Source organism: Microbacterium lushaniae (assembly GCF_008727775.1).
GTDB lineage: Bacteria > Actinomycetota > Actinomycetes > Actinomycetales > Microbacteriaceae > Microbacterium > Microbacterium lushaniae.
Map to the genome: position 1 here is coordinate 1926529 of NZ_CP044232.1, position 17757 is coordinate 1944285.

The following is a 17757-nucleotide window of genomic DNA, read 5'->3' on the forward strand; positions in this document are numbered from 1 at the left end:
CGCTACTCGGCCGAGATCAGACGCTGCCGCTCCCGGTCGAGATCGCGCAGTCGGATGCGGAAGCCCCGGCCCTCCTCGGAGTCGGCGGGAACGCGTTGAATCGCACCGAGGAGGTCGGTCTTCTCGCGCTCGAGCGAACGCACCACCAGACGCCGGGCGAGGTCGTTCGCCGACGCCACGGCGTGGTTCTCGTCGCGCGCAGGGAAATCGGCGGTGAGCAGCTCTGCGGCCAGCGAGCGGAACGGCTCGCGCACCGAACCCACGACATCGGCGGCCCACCCCGGTCGGGCGGCATCCACACCGGCGGCGATGGCCGTGCGCACCACTTCCAGCGCGGGCGAACGGAACGTCACCGCCAGGGCCCGGGCGAGCATGACGGGGTCGACCCTGTGTCCGTACTGCAGGAACGACATCAGCGCATCGCGCTCGAGCGCCGTGTCTCGGTCACGTGGCAGCGAGGCGATCGACACGCGCACCTGCACCGGCTGCTCGTCCTGGGCAGCGCCCGCACGCGGCGCGGCGGGGCGCTCGGTGCTCCCCGTGCGGCTCGCCGCCCGTGCGGCCCGCTCGACGGCGGCGGCGACCTCCGGCAGGTCCAGCCCCAGGCGGCGCGCGAGCACGCGCGTGTACCCGGGGCGGAGGGAGGGGTCGCGGATCTCGGCGACGATGGGCGCCGCCGCGCGGAGAGCGCCGGCTCGCCCTTCCACCGTGGCGAGGTCGAAGCCGGCCAGGCGCTGGTCGATGACGAACTCGAACATCGGGGCTTTCGTCTCCAGAAGCGCCCGTACGGCTCCGTCACCGCGCTCCAGCCGCAGGTCGCACGGATCCAGGCCTCCAGGCGCCACGGCGACGTACGTCTGCGCCGCGAACCTCTTCTCCTCGCCGAAAGCCCGGAGCGCGGCCTTCTGGCCCGCCGCATCCGGGTCGAACGTGAAGATCACCTCGCCCGACGCCGAGTCATCACCCATGACCCGTCGCAGCACCGTGATGTGGTCGGTGCCGAACGCCGTGCCGCACGTGGCCACCGCGGTCGTCACGCCGGCCAGGTGGCAGGCCATCACGTCGGTGTACCCCTCCACCACGACCACCCGGTGGGCGCGGGAGATCTCGCGTTTGGCGACGTCGAGGCCGTAGAGCACCTGCGCCTTCTTGTAGATCGGCGTCTCGGAGGTGTTGAGGTATTTCGGGCCGGGGTCGTCGTCGTACAGCTTGCGTGCGCCGAAGCCGATGACCTGACCGGTCACGTCGCGGATCGGCCACACCAGGCGCCCGCGGAACCGGTCGTACACCCCGCGCTGGCCCTGCGACACCAGCCCCGCCTGGGTGATCTCCTCGCGCGTGAACTTCTGCGCCAGCAGATGGTCGGTCAACGCCGACCAACCCTTGGGCGCGTAGCCGACTCCGAAGTGCGCAGCGGCGCCGGCATCGAATCCGCGCTCCCCCAGGAAGCGCCGGCCTGCGTCGGCGTCGGGGTCGGACAGCCGGGCACGATAGAACTCCGCCGCCGCCGCGTTGGCGGCGTACAGCCGCGACCGGCCGCTGGTCTCGGGCGCTGCGCCGCCGTCCTCGTAGTGCAGGGTGTACCCGACCCGTGCCGCCAGACGCTCTACCGCCTCCGTGAACGACACGTGGTCCATCGCCCGCAGGAACGAATAGACATCGCCGGATTCGCCGCATCCGAAGCAGTGGTAGTAGCCGACCTGCGGGCGCACGTGGAAGCTCGGGCTGCGCTCGTCGTGGAATGGGCACAGGCCCTTGAGCGATCCGACCCCGGCGGCCTTGAGCGCGACCCGCTCCCCCACGATGTCGGCGATGTTCGTGCGGGCCTTGACCTCGTCGATGTCGCTCTGGCGGATGCGGCCGGCCATCAGCGTCCGATCCCCGCCGAGCGCGTCGCTCCGGGTGCCCAGATCCCGATGGATGCGGCGTCCACCTCGCCGACCAGGCGGCTGTGCCAGGCCAGGGCGAGCTGATCCGTCAGGCTGGCGACCTGGTCGACCACGACGCGTTTGCGCTGCGCGTCGTCCTCTGCCGCGCCGAAGTCGGCCGCATGCAGGGGGTCCAGCGCCTCCGGCGCCTCCCACAGGGCGGTGGCGAGCCGCTTGAGCACGCGGCGCTGCTCCTTGTACAGCGCCCGGCGCCCCTCGATCGAGACGACGGTGGCGCCGATGATGCCCTTGAGCACGGCCATCTCGGCCTCGATCACGCGGGGCACCACCACGTGGGCACGGTAGCGCGTGAGCGTCTCGAAGGGATAGGCCTCGCGCGTCGCGGTGGTCGCCGCTCGCGCGAATCGTCCGATCAGGTCGCTCGTGAGGTTCTTCAGCCGTGCCAGCGCGGGACGCGTGCCGTCGAAGCCGTCGATCCATTCCGGAAGGCGCATGAGCCGGAAGAGGGCGTCTTCCAGTTCGTCGCGGGCGAAGTCGTATCCCACCCACGTCTGGATGGCCGAGAGCAGGGCGCCGTGCTCGGCGGTATCGGAGAGCCGGGAGGGATCGAGGTAGCGGTTGGTGATGGCGTCTTCGAAGTCGTGCACCGAGTAGGCGATGTCGTCGGAGAGGTCCATGACCTCCGCTTCGATGCAGCGCACCCGGCCGGGCGCGCCCTCGCGCATCCACCGGAAGACCGACTCGTCGTCGGGGTAGACCCCGAACTTCAGCCGGCCGCCGGGGTCGGGCACGGGGTGATCCGCCGTCCACGGGTATTTGCACGTGGCATCCAGGCTCGCCCGAGTGAGGTTCAGCCCATGGCTGCGTCCATCGGCATCGATCACCTTGGGCTCGAGCCGGGTCAGGATGCGCAGGGTCTGCGCATTGCCCTCGAATCCGCCGATGTCCTCGGCCCACTCGTTGAGGGCTCGTTCGCCGTTGTGACCGAACGGCGGGTGCCCCAGGTCGTGACTGAGGCACGCGGTGTCGACCACGTCGGGTGAGAGCTGCAGAGCCGTGGCGAGTTCGCGGCCCACCTGCGCGACTTCGAGCGAATGCGTCAGGCGGTTGCGGGCGAAGTCGGCGGGGCTGGCCGGGCTGAGCACCTGTGTCTTGGCGGCCAGGCGCCGCAGTGCCGCCGAGTGCAGCACGCGGGCGCGATCGCGGGCGAAGTCGTCGCGGCGGGAGCGGTGTTCCTCCGGACGGAAGCGGTCGGCGTCGGAGTCGCCGTAACCGGCGGGCCGGGCGGAGCCGCCGGACGTGACCTCAACCGCCACTGGAATCCAGCTCCGCCTCGGCCAGGTGGCGGGATGCGGCGTCGCCCAGCTCGCGGGACTGCAGCCAGCCGTCCGGCAGCGCTGCGCGCTTGGGGCTGCCCGCGCGGCCGCGCTGCCCTTCGGCGGCGGCGCCGGGGTACGGGGCGTCGTGGTCGAGCCCGGCCAGCAGCTCATCGATCTGGGCGAGGGTGGACACCGTGGCCAGCGCCGCGCGCACGTCACCGCCCACGGGGTAGCCCTTGAAGTACCACGCCACGTGCTTGCGGATGTCGCGGCATCCGCGGGCTTCGTCCTCCAGGAACTCCACGAGCAGCTCGGCGTGGCGCCGGAACGCCTGCGCGACGAAGCCGAGCGTGGCATCCACCGGCGCACCGGCCGCGGCCGTCGAAGGCCCGAGCGCGCGGGCGAGGTCGCCGAACAGCCACGGGCGGCCGAGGCAGCCGCGGCCCACGACGACGCCGTCGCATCCGGTCTCGGCCATCATGCGCACGGCGTCTTCCGCCGACCAGATGTCTCCGTTGCCCAGCACGGGGATGCTCGTCACGGCCTCCTTCAGCGCCGTGATCGCCGCCCAGTCCGCGACGCCGGAGTAGAACTGCGACGCGGTGCGGGCGTGCAGCGCGACGGCGGCGGCGCCGGCATCCTCCGCGATCCGGCCCGCGTCCAGGAACGTGAGGTGATCGTCGTCGATGCCCTTGCGCATCTTCACGGTGACCGGCACGTCGCCTCCTGCGCGCACCGCGCGGGTCACGATGTCGCGGAACAGCGACGTCTTCCACGGCAGGGCCGCTCCCCCGCCCTTGCGCGTGACCTTGGGCACGGGGCATCCGAAGTTCAGATCGATGTGATCGGCGCGGTCTTCTTCCACGAGGATGCGCACGGCCGCCTCGACCGTGGCGGGATCGACGCCGTAGAGCTGGATCGAGCGCGGCGTCTCGGACTCGTGGTGGCGGATGAGGCGCATCGTGGTCGCGTTGCGCTCCACGAGTGCCCGGGTCGTGATCATCTCGCTGACGTAGAGGCCTGCGCCGTACTCGCGGCACAGACGCCGGAACGCGGTGTTGGTGATGCCTGCCATCGGCGCAAGCACGACGGGGGCGTCGAGCACGTGGGGTCCGATGCGCAGCGGGCGCGTCGGGGCGAGGGCGGTGGTCACAGTCATATTCTCCCAGACGAACGGAGCCTGCCGCCGCGGGCAGGAACTAACCTGGGGAGATGACGACGGAGTCCACAGATCTGCGCAGCATCCCCTTCCGCACGGCGGAGGGAAACACCGCCACGCTCGGCGACTACGGCGACGGTGTCGTGATGGTCGTGAACGTCGCCTCCAAGTGCGGACTGGCTCCCCAGTACGAGAAGCTCGAGGAGCTCCAGCGCACCTACGGCGATCGGGGACTGACGGTGCTGGGCTTTCCCTGCAACCAGTTCCTGGGGCAGGAGCCGGGTTCGGTGGAGGAGATCCTGGAGTACTGCTCCACCACGTGGGGCGTGACCTTCCCCATCATGGACAAGGTGCGCGTCAACGGGTCGGCCGCAGCGCCGGTCTACAAGGCGCTCAAGAGCGCACCCGACCTCGACGGCACGCACGGTCCCGTCCTGTGGAACTTCGAGAAGTTCGTGATCACGCCCGCGGGAGGCGTACACCGGTTCCGCTCGCAGGTCGCGCCCGATGACAAGGCGATCGTCTCTGTCATCGAGGACGCGCTCCCCCGCTGACGGGCCCTATCCGGCCGACACGTTAGCCGGCTGCCCGGCGCGTTCGGCCCACAGCTGCCGCGTGATCTGAGCGAAAGCCGCCGGGGGCTGCGCGCCGCTGACGCCGTACTGACCATCGATCACGAAGAACGGGACGCCGTTGATGCCGTACGCGGCGGCCTGCTCCTGATCGGCCCGCACATCGCCGAGGTGGCGCTGCGACTCCAGAGCCGCGCGCGCCTCGTCGGCAGGCAGACCGACCTCGGATGCGAGCGAGACGAGCTCGTCGGTTCGGCCCAGGTGGCGGCCCTCGACGAAGTACGCCGACATCAGCCGCTCGACCATCTCCAGCTGACGGCCCTGCGCCTTGGCGAAGTGCAGCAGTTCGTGGGCCTTCACGGTGTTGGTGTGCTGGAGCAGATCGAACCGGTACGAGAGCCCCGCCTCGGCGGCGACGCCGGTGACGCGCTCCAGCATCTGCTGGGCCTGTTCGCGGGAGATCGCCTTGTGCTGGGAGAGGTAGTCCATCTGGCTCCCCTCGAAATCGACCGGAGTGTCCGGCGACAGCTCGAACGAGTGGTACTCCACCTCCACCTGCGGGGCGTCGGGGTCGGTCGACACCTCCGCCAGGCCACGCTCCAGGTTCCGCTTGCCGATGTAGCACCAGGGGCAGGCGATGTCACTCCACACGTCGATCTTGATCGCTTCACTCACAACACGTGCAACGAGCACCGGCGCCTCTCGTATTCCCGGAGCGGCATGATCGGACGGAATGTGGTCAGATGCCGCCGGGCGAATCCACCGCGTGCCCGAACCGGCGGTCGCGGTCGAGGTAGACGTCGATCGCATCCCACAGGTGGGTGCGCCGGAAGTCGGGCCACAGCGTGTCGAGGAACACGAACTCCGCGTACGCGGACTCCCACAGCAGGAAGTTCGACGTGCGCTGCTCGCCGCTGGAGCGCACGAACAGGTCGACGTCGGGCATGTCGGGCTGGTAGAGGTGCCGGGCCACCAGCCGCTCCGTGATGGCGGAGGGCTTCAATCGTCCGGCGGCGATCTCCTCCCCCATCCGTCGCATCGCATCGACGAGCTCGACCCGCCCGCCGTAGTTGACGCACATCGTGAGGGTCAGCACGTCGTTGCCGGCGGTGAGCTGCTCGGCGAACTGCAGCTCCTTGATGACCGATCCCCACAGGCGCGGCTTGCGTCCGGCCCACCGCACCCGCACGCCCCATTCGTTGAGCTGGTCGCGACGACGGTGGAGCACTTCGCGGTTGAACCCCATGAGGAAGCGCACCTCGTCGGGAGAGCGCTTCCAGTTCTCGGTCGAGAACGCGTACACCGACAGGTGCTTCACCCCGGCTTGGATGGCCCCGGCCACGACGTCCAGCAGCGCCGCCTCCCCCGCCCGGTGCCCCTCGACACGGGTCAGGCTGCGGCGGTTCGCCCACCGGCCGTTCCCGTCCATGACGATCGCCACGTGTGCCGGCACCGCCCCCCGCGGGTAGGTCGGCGGATACTCGCCGGTCCAGTCCACGGGTCGGAAGGGCACCGCGTCGCGATGCGTGTAGGGCTTGGCTGCCATCATCCGGCTTCCACGTGCGCGAGCGAGCGGATGCCACGTTCCAGATGCCACTGCGCGTATGCCGCGATGAGCCCGGATGCGGCGCTGGTCGCCGCCGGTGCCGCCTCGTCGACCTGCTGCCACTCACCGCGCAGCAGTGAGCGCAGCAGCGACGCCGTCGGGGCCGCCACGCGCGCCGACCCCACCGGGGCGCACGCGGCGCACACCATCCCGCCCAGCTGTGCGACGAACGCCTCATGCTCACCGGGGGCTGCGCACCGCGCGCATTCGTCCAGGCCGGGCGCCCATCCCGACAGCGCCATCGCCCGCAGCATGTACGAGTCCAGCACGCTGCGGGAGGCGTGCTCGCCACGCGCGAGCGCGCGCAGGCCGCCGACGAGGAGCAGGTACTGCTGCGGGGTCGCCTCCGCTTCGTTCAGGCGGTCGGCGGTCTCCACCATCGCGTTCGCGGAGGTGTACCGGTCGTAGTGCACGGCGATGTCGGCACCGTACGCACCGAGGGACTCCGCCTGCTGCACGATGTCGAGCGAGCGGCCCTTGTACAGCATCACGTCGGCCACCATGAACGGTTCCAGGCGCGAGCCGAACCGGGACGACGTGCGGCGCACCCCCTTGGCCACCGCGCGGATCTTCCCGTGCCGGCGACCGAGCATCGTCACGATGCGGTCCGCTTCGCCCAGCTTGTGGGTCCGCAGGACCACGACCTCGTCGCGGTAGGTGGGCACCACCCCATTATCCGCCCGCCTGAGGCTTCCCCGCGAAGCGCGCGCCAGGAGAATGGTTCCATGACGTCGCAGATGCTCATCATCCCTCTGTGGGCCGACCTCCTCGCCGTCGGCCTCGGCGGCGTTCAGGGGGCGCTGTTCGCATCGGGCTTCCGCGGTCAGCAGCGGCTGGACCTGCTGGGCGTGGCGATCATCGGCATCGTCACCGGGATGGGCGGCGGCCTCATCCGCGATCTGCTGCTGGGGGTGGTCCCCGCGACGCTGCAGAGCAACTGGTACCTGCTGACCGCCTCGGGCGCCGCCCTGGTCGGGATGCTGCTGGCCGGCATCTTCCAGCGCCTGAACGCCGCCATCATCGCGCTGGACGCGCTCGTGATCGGGCTGTTCGGCGCGTTCGGGACGAGCAAGGCGCTCGCAATCGGCCTTCCGCCGGTGCCCGCCGTCTTCGTCGGGGTGTGCTCGGCGGTGGGGGGTGGCGTGCTGCGGGACATGATGATGGGCCTGCCGGTGGCGATCATGCACGTCGGATCGCTCTATGCGGTGGCCGCCGGTGCGGGATGCGCCGTCCTGGCCACCGCGGAGGCGCTCGGCGCGCCGCTGCAGATCGCGGCGATCGCCGGGATCGTCGTGACGACGGTCATCCGCATCCTCGCCGTCGTCTTCGACGTGTCGCTGCCGGAACAGCGGATGCTGCATCGGCGCAAGGTCGCCGTCGAGACCTCGACCATCCCGGTCGTGCGCCCCCACGACGCAGACTGACCTCCCGCCCGCTCCTGCCGTGAGATGCCGCCTGCGCGGCTTCTCGGGGCAGGAGCGGAGCGGCAGGTGGTCAGACCGCGGCGAGCGAGGGCGACTCGCGGCGGGCGCGGATGGCGCGGTTCACCGCGGAGACGACCGCCTTCAGCGACGCTGTCGAGATGTCGCCGTCGATGCCGACGCCCCACAGCCGCTGGTCATCGACCTGCAGCTCGACGTACGCCGCCGCCTGCGCGTCGCCGCCGGCGCTGAGGGTGTGCTCGACGTAGTCGTACAGCGAGATGTCGAAGCCCCGGTCGTGCAGGATGTCGAGGAACGCCGCGATGGGGCCGTTGCCGTGGCCGGTGGCCTCCTCGACCTCGTCGCCGTCGCGCAGACGCACGTTCAGTTCGACGTCACCGGTCAGATCGCTCGAGGTGCGCGTTCCCACCAGCTCGAACCGTCCCCACCGGTTGTCCTCGACGGACGTGGGGAGGTACTCGTCGGTGAAGACCTCCCAGATCTGGGCGCTCGTGACCTCGCCGCCGTCCGTGTCGGTCTTGGCCTGGATGACACCGGAGAACTCGATCTGCAGACGCCGCGGCAGATCCAGCGCGTGATCGCTCTTCAGCAGATAGGCGACGCCGCCCTTGCCCGATTGCGAGTTGACGCGGATGACGGCTTCGTACGAACGGCCGAGGTCCTTCGGGTCGACCGGGAGGTACGGCACCGCCCACTCGATCTCGTCGACGCTGACGCCGGCCGCCTGCGCGCGGGCCTCCATCGCCTCGAAGCCCTTCTTGATGGCGTCCTGGTGCGACCCGCTGAACGCGGTGAAGACGAGGTCGCCGGCCCACGGGCTGCGCTCGGGCACGGGCAGCTGGTTGCAGTACTCCACGGTGCGCTTGATCTGGTCGATGTCGCTGAAGTCGATCTGCGGGTCCACGCCCTGCGTCAGCAGGTTCACGCCGAGGGCGACGAGGTCGACGTTGCCGGTGCGCTCGCCGTTGCCGAACAGGCATCCCTCGATGCGGTCGGCGCCGGCCATGTAGCCCAGCTCCGCCGCTGCCACGGCGGTGCCGCGGTCGTTGTGCGGATGCAGCGACAGGATGACGTTCTCGCGGTGGTTCAGGTGCCGCGACATCCATTCGATGGAGTCGGCGTACACGTTGGGCGTGGCCATCTCCACCGTGGCGGGCAGGTTGATGATGACCTTGCGCTCGGGGGTCGGCTCGAACACCTCGAGCACCTGGTTGCAGATGTCCACGGCGAACTCGAGCTCGGTGCCGGTGTAGCTCTCCGGCGAGTACTCGTAGAAGATCTCCACCTCGGGCACGGTCTTCTCGTACTGGCGGCACAGGCGCGCTCCCTCGAGCGCGATGTCGATGATGCCCTGCTTGTCGGTGCGGAACACGACCTCGCGCTGGACGACGCTCGTGGAGTTGTACAGGTGCACGATGGCGCGCTTCGCGCCGGCGAGAGACTCGTACGTGCGGGCGATCAGGTGCTCGCGCGCCTGGGTCAGCACCTGGATCGTGACGTCGTCGGGGATGAGGTCTTCCTCGATGAGCTGGCGGACGAAGTCGAAGTCCAGCTGACTGGCGCTGGGGAAACCGACCTCGATCTCCTTGTAGCCCAGGCGCACGAGCAGCTCGAACATCACGCGCTTGCGCTCGGGTGTCATCGGGTCGATGAGGGCCTGGTTGCCGTCACGCAGGTCGACGGCGCACCAGCGCGGCGCGGTCGTGATGCGTGCGTCGGGCCACGTGCGATCGGGCAGGTCGACACGGATCTGCTCGTGGAACGGACGGTACTTGTGCGTCGGCATGCCCGACGGCTGCTGGGTGTTCTTCATGAGGGATCGCTTCCGGTTGTCGAGGATTCGGGCCGACGACAAGCTCCGCGACGAGGAAGGCCCTTAGAACGAGGCCTCGCCGCGGCAGCTAAGAAGGAGCAGACCGCCGGAAAGCACGATGTCAGGCTACACCTGCTCGCTCGCGCGGTCGAACGACGTGAGACGATCCGGGCTGTGGAGACACACTCAGGTATGCGGCGGATCCTGCGTTCGACCCCCCTGCTTGCCGTGTGCACGGCGGCGGCCCTGCTTTCCGGGTGCGCGAGCACCCCCTCCGCCGCCGGCCGGCAGGAGCCCGCGCTGCCGGAAGAGGAGGTGGTGGGAGCAGGAACGGTGCTCGACGAGGGCGACGGCGCGCAGCTGTGCCTCGGGCCGGTGGCCGAGTCGTTCCCGCCGCAATGCCGCGGCATCCCTCTGCACGGCTGGTCGTGGGACGACGTCGTGCCCGATGCCTCCTCCGGCGACGTGCGCTGGGGGGCCTACGCGGTGCAGGGCCGCTACGACGGTGAGGCGCTCACGGTGACGACGGATGCCACGCCTCTGGCCCTGTACGACCCGGAGCCGTTCCCCTGGCCCGACGGCACGGGAACGGCCGACGAGGAGGAGCTGGCGCGGATCGGCGAGGAGGCGGTCGGCCGCTTCGCCGACGCGTTCCTGACCGCCACCCCCCGCGACGGCCGGCTCGAGGTCGTCGTGGTGTGGGACGACGGGACGTGGCAGCGCCAGGCCGACGCCCAGTACGGCGACGGCCTGGTCGTGGTCACCTCGGCGCTGCGCTCCGTGCGGGAGGGCTAGAAGCCCAGGCGCCCGAGCTGCTTGGGGTCGCGCTGCCATTCCTTGGCCACGCGCACGTGGAGTTTCAGGAACACCCGCGTGCCGACGAGCGGTTCGATCTGCGCGCGCGCCCGCGCGCCCACATCCCGCAGCCGGGATCCCTTGTGACCGATGATGATCGACTTCTGGCTGTCGCGCTCGACGACCACGCTCGCGTGGATGTCGGTCATCGATCCGGTCTCCCGCGTGGCGATGTCGTCGATCGTGACGGCGATCGAGTGCGGGAGCTCGTCGCGCACGCCTTCCAGCGCGGCTTCGCGGATGATCTCGGCGATGCGGTCCTCCAGCGACTCGTCGGTGACGACGCCTTCCTCGTACAGGGCGGGCCCCTCCGGCATCAGCGGGAGCAGCTCGTCGGCCAGCACGTCCAGCTGATCGTGGGTGAGGGCCGACAGCGGGATCACCGCATGCCAGTCCTCCCGCAGCGCGTCGACCTCGATGAGGCGCTCGGTGATCTGCTCGCGCGAGGCGGCGTCGGTCTTGGTCACGATGGCGACCTTCTTCGCGCGCGCGTACCCCGACAGCGAATCCGCGATCCGGCGGTCGCCGGGGCCCACCTTCTCGGTCGCGGGCACGCAGAAGGCGATGACGTCGACGTCGCCCAGCACCTGCTCCACGAGGTCGTTGAGGCGCTGGCCGAGCAGGGTGCGCGGGCGGTGGATGCCCGGGGTGTCCACGATCACCAATTGCCCACCGGGGCGGTTGACGATGCCGCGGATGGCGCGGCGCGTCGTCTGCGGCTTGTCGCTGGTGATCGCGACCTTCTCCCCGACGAGCGCGTTCGTCAGCGTGGACTTGCCCACGTTGGGTCGACCCACGAAGGTGACGAAGCCGGATCGTTTATCGGGTGCGGAGGCGTGGTCCATCAATTCTGCATGTGTATCTGTTGGCCCTTTATCAGTGGGTAGGAGGCCAGCGCCGTGCCGTCGAGATCTTCCTTGTGCATGTCGACGCCGGTGACCTGGCTGTTCTCGTAGGTCGTGTAGTAGTAGACGCCCTGATCGGTGTTGCAGCAGGACGAATAGATCGTGATCTCGAACTTGTCGCCGACATGCACGCATCCCCGCTGCTGGGCGACGGATCCGAGGATGTGGAAGAACTGGCTGATCGACTCCGATTCGGAGTCTCCCGAGACCGAGTTCATCTTCGTGAACACCGCCTTGACGAAGCGGGAGGAGGACGACAGGTCCCCGGGAAGGCCGATCGCGCCCATTCCGCGGCTGTAGGTGTCCAACGGCAGGTCCTCGGAGAACCTGTTCTCGGGAGGGTACGTGGACAGGTGCATGAAGTCGTTCAGCTTGAAGCTCTGGATGTCGAAGGTGGGGTTGTTGGCGAGGACACCGGTGGGGTTGTCGTAGACCTTCAGCCCCTCCTTCACACTCTCTACAGTAATCGACTCGTTCCGGTCGGAGATGATCCAGTGCAGCGGCGAAAGGGGGTACGCGTCGCTGAAATTGATCTTCACGAGGTTCAGCGAAGCGAGCGCCGTGCGCGCTTGCGCCACCGTCTCGAACTGCCCGAGGATCCACGGGATGAATTCGAACGGCGTGATGTTCGTCTTGCCGTCGGCTTCAGGCTTGTAGTCGGCGTTCTCCGGGAAGTTCAGCCCCGCCATGCTGAGGCCCTTCTCGTTCGTGGCGTCGTAATACAGCGGATAGCCGTCCACCACCGTCGCCATTCCGATGATGGCGTGATGCGTGTCCAGCGCCGGCTCTTTACGGAACTCGAAGGGGAAACTCCGCGGGGTGACGGTGACCGCCTCGTTGTAGGAGAACTCGAGGTCGAGGTTGCGACCGAAGTAGTGGTCCTTGGTCGTGTAATTGGTTGCCGTGCACATCGGGCTGCCTCCGACTTCTCGTGTGTCCCGCGTCGGTTCGATGGGCGCCGGGGGCACCCATCCTAGGCAGAGGTGTCGGTGTCCCGTCTAGGGTCCACCCGGATCTCCCCGGTGCGCGGACGCGTCGGCGTCTCCTCGGATGCGGGCTCCTCGGCGCGCTCGACGAAAACCGTCGCGATCCCGCGCCCGCGTCCGCGGGATGCGCCGCCGGTCATCACGAGCCCGGCGTACTCGGCCGTGGCCCCCGGCTGCGGGATGCGGCCGAGAGCCTTGCCCAGCAGGCCGCCGATGGAGTCGACGTCCTCGTCGTCCACCTCGATGCCGAACAGGTCGCCCACCTCGTCCACGCCCAGCCGCGCGCTGACGCGGAATTTCCCGGGCTCGAGTTCGGTGATCTCGCTCGAGCGGGCGTCGTACTCGTCGGAGATGTCGCCCACGAGCTCCTCGATGAGATCTTCCAGGGTCACGAGCCCCGACACGCCGCCGTACTCGTCGATCACCAGGCACACGTGCACGGCGTCACGCCGCATCTGCTGCAGGAGTGTCTCGGCGCGCATCGACTCGGGCACGAACACCGCAGGGCGGGCGATGCGGCGGATGGGAGCATCCCGCCACCCCTGCTCGTCGCGGAACCCGAACTGCACGAGGTCTTTCAAATACAGCATCCCGACCACGTCGTCGGCCTCGTCGTCGATCAGCGGGACGCGCGAGATGCCCTTCTCCAGGAACAGCGTGAGCGCCTCGCGGGTGCTCGCCCCGGCGTCGACCGACACCATGTCGGTGCGCGGCACCATCACTTCGCGCACGTAGCGGTCGGTGAAATCGAAGACCGAATGGATGAGCTCGCGGTCATCCTCTTCGATGAGCTCGTTCTCGGCGGCTTCGTCGATGATGCTGAGCAGCTGCTCCTCTGAGGCGAAGGATGAGCCGTGCGAGACGCCGGGCGTGACACGGTTGCCCAGAGCCACCAGAGCGTACGCCAGCGGGCCGAGGATGATGCGCAGACCCCGGATCACCGGCGCCGCGGCGCGCAGGAGCCCCCGGGCGTGCTGGCGGCCCACCGAGCGCGGGCTGGCCCCGACCGCGACGAAGGAGATCGCGGTCATGATGACCGCCGCTGCCAGCGTCGCCCACCAGAGGTTGTCGAACAGCAGCACGAACGCCACCGTCACCAGCACGGCCGCGCTGGTCTCGGCCAGGACGCGGATGAACGAGACGGCGTTGGCGTGCGCGTCGGGGTCTGCCGCGATCCGGCGCAGGGAGGTGGCGCTGCGCCCCTCGGCGGCCAGGTCGGCCAGGTCGGAGCGCGACGTCACGCCCAGCGCCGCCTCCACCGCGACCATGAGCCCGCCGAAGGCGACCAGGAGGAGCGCGCCGACGAGCAGGAGCGCTTCGGTCATGCGCGACGGCGGCGTTCAGCCGACTGGAAGCCCACGATGAGGTCCTTCTGCAGCGCGAACATCTCCCGCTCCTCGGCCGGCTCCGCGTGATCGAACCCCAGGAGGTGGAGCAGGCCGTGCGTGGTGAGGAGGATGAGCTCGTCCTGGGTCGAGTGCTTGGCGGCGACCGCCTGCGCCTCGGCCACCTGCGGGCAGAGCACGATGTCGCCCAGGAGCCCCGCCGGTGTGGGCATGTCTTCGGTGCCGGGGCGCAGCTCGTCCATGGGGAAGCTCAGCACGTCGGTGGGACCGGGCTCGTCCATCCACTGCACGTGCAGAGCCTCCATGGCGCCTTCGTCGACCAGGACGATGGCGACGTCGGCGTCGGGGCTGACGTGCAGTTCGTCGAGGTTGTACTCCATGAGGCGCAGCAGCACCTTCTCGTCCACCTCGACGCCGGACTCGTTGTTGATCTCGATGGTCATGATCGGCCTCGCCTCGGCATGTGGTCGCGCGGCCCGCCGGTGCGGCCGGCGCGGCGCTCGGCGCGATTGGCGAACTCGCCGGCCTCGTCGCGCTCGCGCTTGGCGACCAGGCGCTTCTCGTCGTACTCGCTGTACGCGTCGACGATGCGGCCGACGAGTGTGTGCCGCACCACGTCGTCGCTCGTGAGGTAGGCGAAGTGGATGTCGTCGACGCTGGAGAGGATGCGGGTGACCAGGCGCAGACCGGACGTGCCCTGGGGCAGGTCGACCTGCGTGATGTCGCCGGTGACGACCATCCGCGTGCCGAAGCCCAGACGCGTGAGGAACATCTTCATCTGCTCGGGCGTGGTGTTCTGCGCCTCGTCGAGCACGACGAACGAATCGTTGAGCGTGCGCCCGCGCATGTAGGCCAGCGGTGCGACCTCGATCGTGCCCGTTGCCATGAGCTTCGGCACGATCTCGGGGTCGATCATCTCGTTGAGGGCGTCGTAGAGCGGTCGCAGGTAGGGGTCGATCTTGTCGGTGAGCGTGCCGGGAAGGAACCCGAGCCGCTCGCCGGCTTCGACGGCGGGCCGGGTGAGGATGATGCGGCTGACCTCTTTGCGCTGGAGCGCCTGGACTGCCTTGGCCATCGCGAGATACGTCTTCCCCGTACCGGCCGGCCCGATCCCGAAGACGATGGTGCTCTCGTCGATGGCGTCCACATACGCCTTCTGGCCGAGCGTCTTGGGCCGGATGACCTTGCCGCGCGAAGAGAGGATCGCCTCCCCGAGCACCTCGGAGGGGCGCGGACCGCCACCGGCCTCGGCGCTGCTGCGCAGGATGCGGCTGGAGCTGGAGACGTCGGTGGGGTCGAGACCGTGTCCCGCCTTGGTCATCGCCAGGAGCTCGTCCACGAGGGAGCGCGCGCGAGCGACCGCCTCGCGGGGCCCGGTGAGCGTGATCTCGTTCCCGCGCACGTGCACGTCCACGTCGGGATGCTCCTTCTCCACGACACGCAGCAGCCGGTCCTGCGGGCCGAGGAGCTGCACCATCGCCACGCCGTCCGCGTAGACGTGATCGACGGCGACGTCGGAATCGTCAGGCACCGAGGCTCGCTTCATCCAGGTCGCCGCCGAGCACATGCGCGTGGACATGGAAGACGGTCTGCCCCGCCTTGGGTCCGGTGTTGAACACGAGGCGGAAGTCGCCCCCCGCGTGCTCGGCCGCGACGCTGTTGGCAAGGCCCACGATCTCGGCGAGGAGGCTCGGGTCACCGGCGGCCAGTTCGACGACGTTGCGGTACTCGCTCGACTTGGGGATCACCAGCAGGTGGACGGGAGCCTTGGGTGCGATGTCGCGGATGACGAAGGCGTTCTCGGTCTCCGCGATGATCTCGCCGGGGATTTCGCCCTCGAGGATGCGCGTGAAGATCGATGGTTCGCTCATAGGTCCAGTCTATTCACCGGCCACCCCTACGAGGCGAGCCCCTCGCGACCCCGCTGCCGACGGGGCGGGTAGGCGATCAGGAGACCGGTGTCACCAGCGGCCGAGCGCGACGTTGGCGACCGACAGGGCCGCCGCGCCCGCGGTCGAGGTCCGAAGCACCGTCGTCCCGAGGCGCACCGGCTCCGCGCCGGCGGTCGACAGCGCCGACAGCTCGTTCGGCGACACACCGCCTTCGGGACCGACCACGAGAGCGATTCCGCGGGAATCGGCGCCGAGGTCCAAAGCGGTCAGCGGCTGTGTCGCCGACGGCTCGAGCACCAGCATCCGAACCCCCGGCATCAGCCGCGTGAGCCCGGCGGTGTCGACGGGCTCCGCCACTTCGGGCAGCCACGCGCGGTGGGCCTGCTTGGCGGCCTCCCGCACGATGGTGCGCCAGCGGGCGAGGGCCTTGTCGGCCTTGCCGTCCCAGCGAGACACGCTGCGCTCGGCCTGCCACGGGATGATGCGGTCGACGCCGAGCTCGGTGGCCGCCTGCACCGCGAGCTCGTCGCGGTCACCCTTCGCGAGGGCCTGCACGAGGATCAGCTGCGGGGTGGGCGCATCCACCGTCGTGCGCGTCGCGACGCGCACGACCACCTCCCGCGCAGACACCTGCGTCGCTGCACCCTCCAGCCACACTCCGCGGCCGTCGCCCACGGTCACCGTCTCCCCCGCACGCAGGCGCCGGACGTTCGCGGCGTGGTGTGCCTCGGCTCCGCTGAGCACCACGTCATCGCCGGGCTGCGCGGTGGACGCGGTGTCGGCGAGGAAGTGCAGCGCCACGGGTCAGCCGTTCCGGAACCGGTCGCGCAGCTTCGCGAACAGCCCCTGATGGAACTCCGCCAGGTGCGGCCCCGGCGCCTTCGTGCGGCGGGCGAACTCCTCGATGAGGGCCCGCTCCTTGCCGTCCAGGCGGGTGGGGGTCACCACATGCACGCCCACCCGCAGGTCTCCGCGCTGCGTGCCGCGCAGCGGCGTGATGCCGCGGCCCTTGATGGTCAGGACGTCACCGGACTGCACACCGGGACGCACCTCCAGCTCCACCTCGCCGTCCAGAGCCTCGATCGTCGTCTCGGTGCCCAGGATGGCGTCGGGCATCGACACCTCCAGGGTCGCCAGCAGGTCATCGCCCTCGCGGCTGAACACCTCGTGCGCGGCGACGTGGATCTCCAGGTACAGGTCGCCGTTCGGGCCGCCCGCGGGGCCGACCTCGCCCGAGCCGGGGAGCTGGAGGCGAAGGCCGGTCTCCACGCCGGCGGGGATGTCCACCGACACGGTGCGGCGCGCGCGGACGCGGCCCTGGCCCTGGCAGGTCGCGCACGGGTACGGGATGGTCGTCCCGTAGCCCTGGCACGTGGTGCACGGCTGGGACGTCACGACGTTGCCGAGGAGACTCCGCACGGTGCGCTGGACGTTGCCGCTGCCGTGGCAGATGTCGCACGTCACCTCGGACGTGCCGGGCTGGCAGCACGAGCCCTGACACGTCTCGCACAGCACGGCGGTGTCGACCTCGAGGTCGCGGTGCGTGCCGAACACGATGTCGCCGAGCTCCAGGTTGACGCGCACCAGCGCATCCTGCCCGCGCTCGCGCCGCGACCGGGGACGCCCGGCGCGCCCGCCGCCGGCACCGCCGAAGAAGGTCTCGAAGATGTCGCTGAAGCCGCCGAAGCCTGCGGCCCCTCCCGCGCCGGCGAACGGATTCGAGTCGCCGCCCATGTCGTACCGGCGGCGCTGATCCGGGTCGCTGAGCACGTCGTACGCGTGCGTGACGAGCTTGAAGCGCTCCGCCGCATCCTCGCCGGGATTGACGTCGGGATGCAGTTCTCGTGCCAGTCGCCGGTACGCACGCTTGATCTCGTCGGGTGACGCGTCGCGCGCGACGCCAAGGACCTCGTAATGGTCAGCCACAGTCGCCTTCCTGCCCGCTCTCGGCGGGATCGTTCGTAGACCGGATG

Annotated in this window: 18 protein-coding genes; 3 read left to right on the forward strand and 15 right to left on the reverse strand. The window is 69.7% G+C overall.

Features of this window, described 5'->3' with window-relative positions:
* Nucleotides 1-2: 2 nt before the first annotated feature.
* From dnaG to dusB, 3 genes are read right to left on the reverse strand one after another with little or no spacing between them, the layout of a single operon-like run.
* Nucleotides 3-1868, reverse strand: coding sequence for a DNA primase (dnaG, locus tag F6J85_RS09110; RefSeq protein ID WP_150924718.1), 1866 nt, complete (start codon nucleotides 1866-1868; stop codon nucleotides 3-5).
* A complete protein-coding gene (locus tag F6J85_RS09115; RefSeq protein ID WP_191639910.1) occupies nucleotides 1868-3205 on the reverse strand; it encodes a deoxyguanosinetriphosphate triphosphohydrolase in 1338 nt (445 codons plus the stop codon). Before F6J85_RS09115 ends, dnaG begins: the two co-directional genes overlap by 1 nt.
* Complete coding sequence (gene dusB, locus F6J85_RS09120; RefSeq protein WP_191906563.1) at nucleotides 3195-4367, reverse strand: tRNA dihydrouridine synthase DusB; 1173 nt, start codon at nucleotides 4365-4367, stop codon at nucleotides 3195-3197. The genes F6J85_RS09115 and dusB overlap by 11 nt, the downstream gene beginning before the upstream one ends.
* Before the next feature lie 53 nt (nucleotides 4368-4420).
* Here dusB and F6J85_RS09125 point away from each other — a divergent pair, with 53 nt between their 5' ends.
* On the forward strand, nucleotides 4421-4921 hold the full coding sequence (locus tag F6J85_RS09125) for a glutathione peroxidase (RefSeq protein ID WP_150924720.1): 501 nt from the start codon (nucleotides 4421-4423) through the stop codon (nucleotides 4919-4921).
* A gap of 6 nt (nucleotides 4922-4927) precedes the next feature.
* On the opposite strand, the gene F6J85_RS09130 is transcribed toward F6J85_RS09125, so the two are convergent.
* The 3 genes from F6J85_RS09130 to recO all read right to left on the reverse strand — a co-directional run bounded on the left by F6J85_RS09130 (nucleotide 4928) and on the right by recO (nucleotide 7210).
* Nucleotides 4928-5614 (reverse strand): DsbA family oxidoreductase, encoded by a 687-nt coding sequence (locus F6J85_RS09130; RefSeq protein ID WP_150924721.1) that lies wholly within the window; start codon nucleotides 5612-5614, stop codon nucleotides 4928-4930.
* Between the two features lie 64 nt (nucleotides 5615-5678).
* Nucleotides 5679-6485, reverse strand: coding sequence for an isoprenyl transferase (locus tag F6J85_RS09135; RefSeq protein ID WP_150924722.1), 807 nt, complete (start codon nucleotides 6483-6485; stop codon nucleotides 5679-5681).
* Nucleotides 6485-7210: a DNA repair protein RecO gene (recO, locus tag F6J85_RS09140; protein WP_150920333.1), complete on the reverse strand. Its 726-nt coding sequence runs from the start codon at nucleotides 7208-7210 to the stop codon at nucleotides 6485-6487. The genes F6J85_RS09135 and recO overlap by 1 nt, the downstream gene beginning before the upstream one ends.
* A 60-nt stretch (nucleotides 7211-7270) precedes the next feature.
* Here recO and F6J85_RS09145 point away from each other — a divergent pair, with 60 nt between their 5' ends.
* Nucleotides 7271-7969: a trimeric intracellular cation channel family protein gene (locus F6J85_RS09145; protein WP_150924723.1), complete on the forward strand. Its 699-nt coding sequence runs from the start codon at nucleotides 7271-7273 to the stop codon at nucleotides 7967-7969.
* 70 nt (nucleotides 7970-8039) lie between these two features.
* On the opposite strand, the gene leuA is transcribed toward F6J85_RS09145, so the two are convergent.
* Nucleotides 8040-9800, reverse strand: a complete 1761-nt coding sequence (gene leuA, locus F6J85_RS09150) for a 2-isopropylmalate synthase (RefSeq protein ID WP_150924724.1) — start codon at nucleotides 9798-9800, stop codon at nucleotides 8040-8042.
* A 174-nt stretch (nucleotides 9801-9974) separates the two neighbouring features.
* Between leuA and F6J85_RS09155 the strand changes: the two genes are divergently transcribed.
* A complete protein-coding gene (locus F6J85_RS09155; RefSeq protein ID WP_150924725.1) occupies nucleotides 9975-10595 on the forward strand; it encodes a hypothetical protein in 621 nt (206 codons plus the stop codon).
* On the opposite strand, the gene era is transcribed toward F6J85_RS09155, so the two are convergent.
* The 8 genes from era to dnaJ form a co-directional block, all read right to left on the reverse strand.
* Entirely contained in the window at nucleotides 10592-11500 is a 909-nt protein-coding gene (era, locus tag F6J85_RS09160; RefSeq protein WP_150920329.1) for a GTPase Era, read from the reverse strand. The genes F6J85_RS09155 and era overlap by 4 nt on opposite strands.
* Nucleotides 11500-12471 (reverse strand): choloylglycine hydrolase, encoded by a 972-nt coding sequence (gene bsh / locus F6J85_RS09165; protein WP_150924726.1) that lies wholly within the window; start codon nucleotides 12469-12471, stop codon nucleotides 11500-11502. The genes era and bsh overlap by 1 nt, the downstream gene beginning before the upstream one ends.
* Before the next feature lie 62 nt (nucleotides 12472-12533).
* Nucleotides 12534-13871: a hemolysin family protein gene (locus tag F6J85_RS09170; protein ID WP_150924727.1), complete on the reverse strand. Its 1338-nt coding sequence runs from the start codon at nucleotides 13869-13871 to the stop codon at nucleotides 12534-12536.
* Complete coding sequence (gene ybeY, locus F6J85_RS09175; protein WP_150920326.1) at nucleotides 13868-14335, reverse strand: rRNA maturation RNase YbeY; 468 nt, start codon at nucleotides 14333-14335, stop codon at nucleotides 13868-13870. Before ybeY ends, F6J85_RS09170 begins: the two co-directional genes overlap by 4 nt.
* Nucleotides 14332-15438, reverse strand: a complete 1107-nt coding sequence (locus F6J85_RS09180) for a PhoH family protein (protein WP_191906564.1) — start codon at nucleotides 15436-15438, stop codon at nucleotides 14332-14334. Before F6J85_RS09180 ends, ybeY begins: the two co-directional genes overlap by 4 nt.
* Nucleotides 15416-15763 carry an HIT domain-containing protein gene (locus F6J85_RS09185; protein ID WP_150920324.1) on the reverse strand — a complete coding sequence of 116 codons (348 nt, stop codon included), beginning with the start codon at nucleotides 15761-15763 and terminating at the stop codon, nucleotides 15416-15418. The genes F6J85_RS09180 and F6J85_RS09185 overlap by 23 nt, the downstream gene beginning before the upstream one ends.
* 90 nt (nucleotides 15764-15853) lie before the next feature.
* Nucleotides 15854-16585 (reverse strand): 16S rRNA (uracil(1498)-N(3))-methyltransferase, encoded by a 732-nt coding sequence (locus tag F6J85_RS09190; RefSeq protein ID WP_150924729.1) that lies wholly within the window; start codon nucleotides 16583-16585, stop codon nucleotides 15854-15856.
* 3 nt (nucleotides 16586-16588) lie between these two features.
* A complete protein-coding gene (gene dnaJ, locus F6J85_RS09195; protein WP_150924730.1) occupies nucleotides 16589-17710 on the reverse strand; it encodes a molecular chaperone DnaJ in 1122 nt (373 codons plus the stop codon).
* Nucleotides 17711-17757 lie beyond the last annotated feature (47 nt).

Coding starts and splice junctions, on each gene's coding strand:
- dnaG (WP_150924718.1), bottom strand. CDS start 1,868: ATGGCCGGCCGCATCCGCCAGAGCGACATCGACGAGGTCAAGGCCCGC.
- dusB (WP_191906563.1), bottom strand. CDS start 4,367: ATGACTGTGACCACCGCCCTCGCCCCGACGCGCCCGCTGCGCATCGGA.
- F6J85_RS09125 (WP_150924720.1), top strand. CDS start 4,421: ATGACGACGGAGTCCACAGATCTGCGCAGCATCCCCTTCCGCACGGCG.
- F6J85_RS09135 (WP_150924722.1), bottom strand. CDS start 6,485: ATGGCAGCCAAGCCCTACACGCATCGCGACGCGGTGCCCTTCCGACCC.
- F6J85_RS09145 (WP_150924723.1), top strand. CDS start 7,271: ATGACGTCGCAGATGCTCATCATCCCTCTGTGGGCCGACCTCCTCGCC.
- leuA (WP_150924724.1), bottom strand. CDS start 9,800: ATGAAGAACACCCAGCAGCCGTCGGGCATGCCGACGCACAAGTACCGT.
- era (WP_150920329.1), bottom strand. CDS start 11,500: ATGGACCACGCCTCCGCACCCGATAAACGATCCGGCTTCGTCACCTTC.
- bsh (WP_150924726.1), bottom strand. CDS start 12,471: ATGTGCACGGCAACCAATTACACGACCAAGGACCACTACTTCGGTCGC.
- F6J85_RS09170 (WP_150924727.1), bottom strand. CDS start 13,871: ATGACCGAAGCGCTCCTGCTCGTCGGCGCGCTCCTCCTGGTCGCCTTC.
- ybeY (WP_150920326.1), bottom strand. CDS start 14,335: ATGACCATCGAGATCAACAACGAGTCCGGCGTCGAGGTGGACGAGAAG.
- F6J85_RS09180 (WP_191906564.1), bottom strand. CDS start 15,438: ATGAAGCGAGCCTCGGTGCCTGACGATTCCGACGTCGCCGTCGATCAC.
- F6J85_RS09185 (WP_150920324.1), bottom strand. CDS start 15,763: ATGAGCGAACCATCGATCTTCACGCGCATCCTCGAGGGCGAAATCCCC.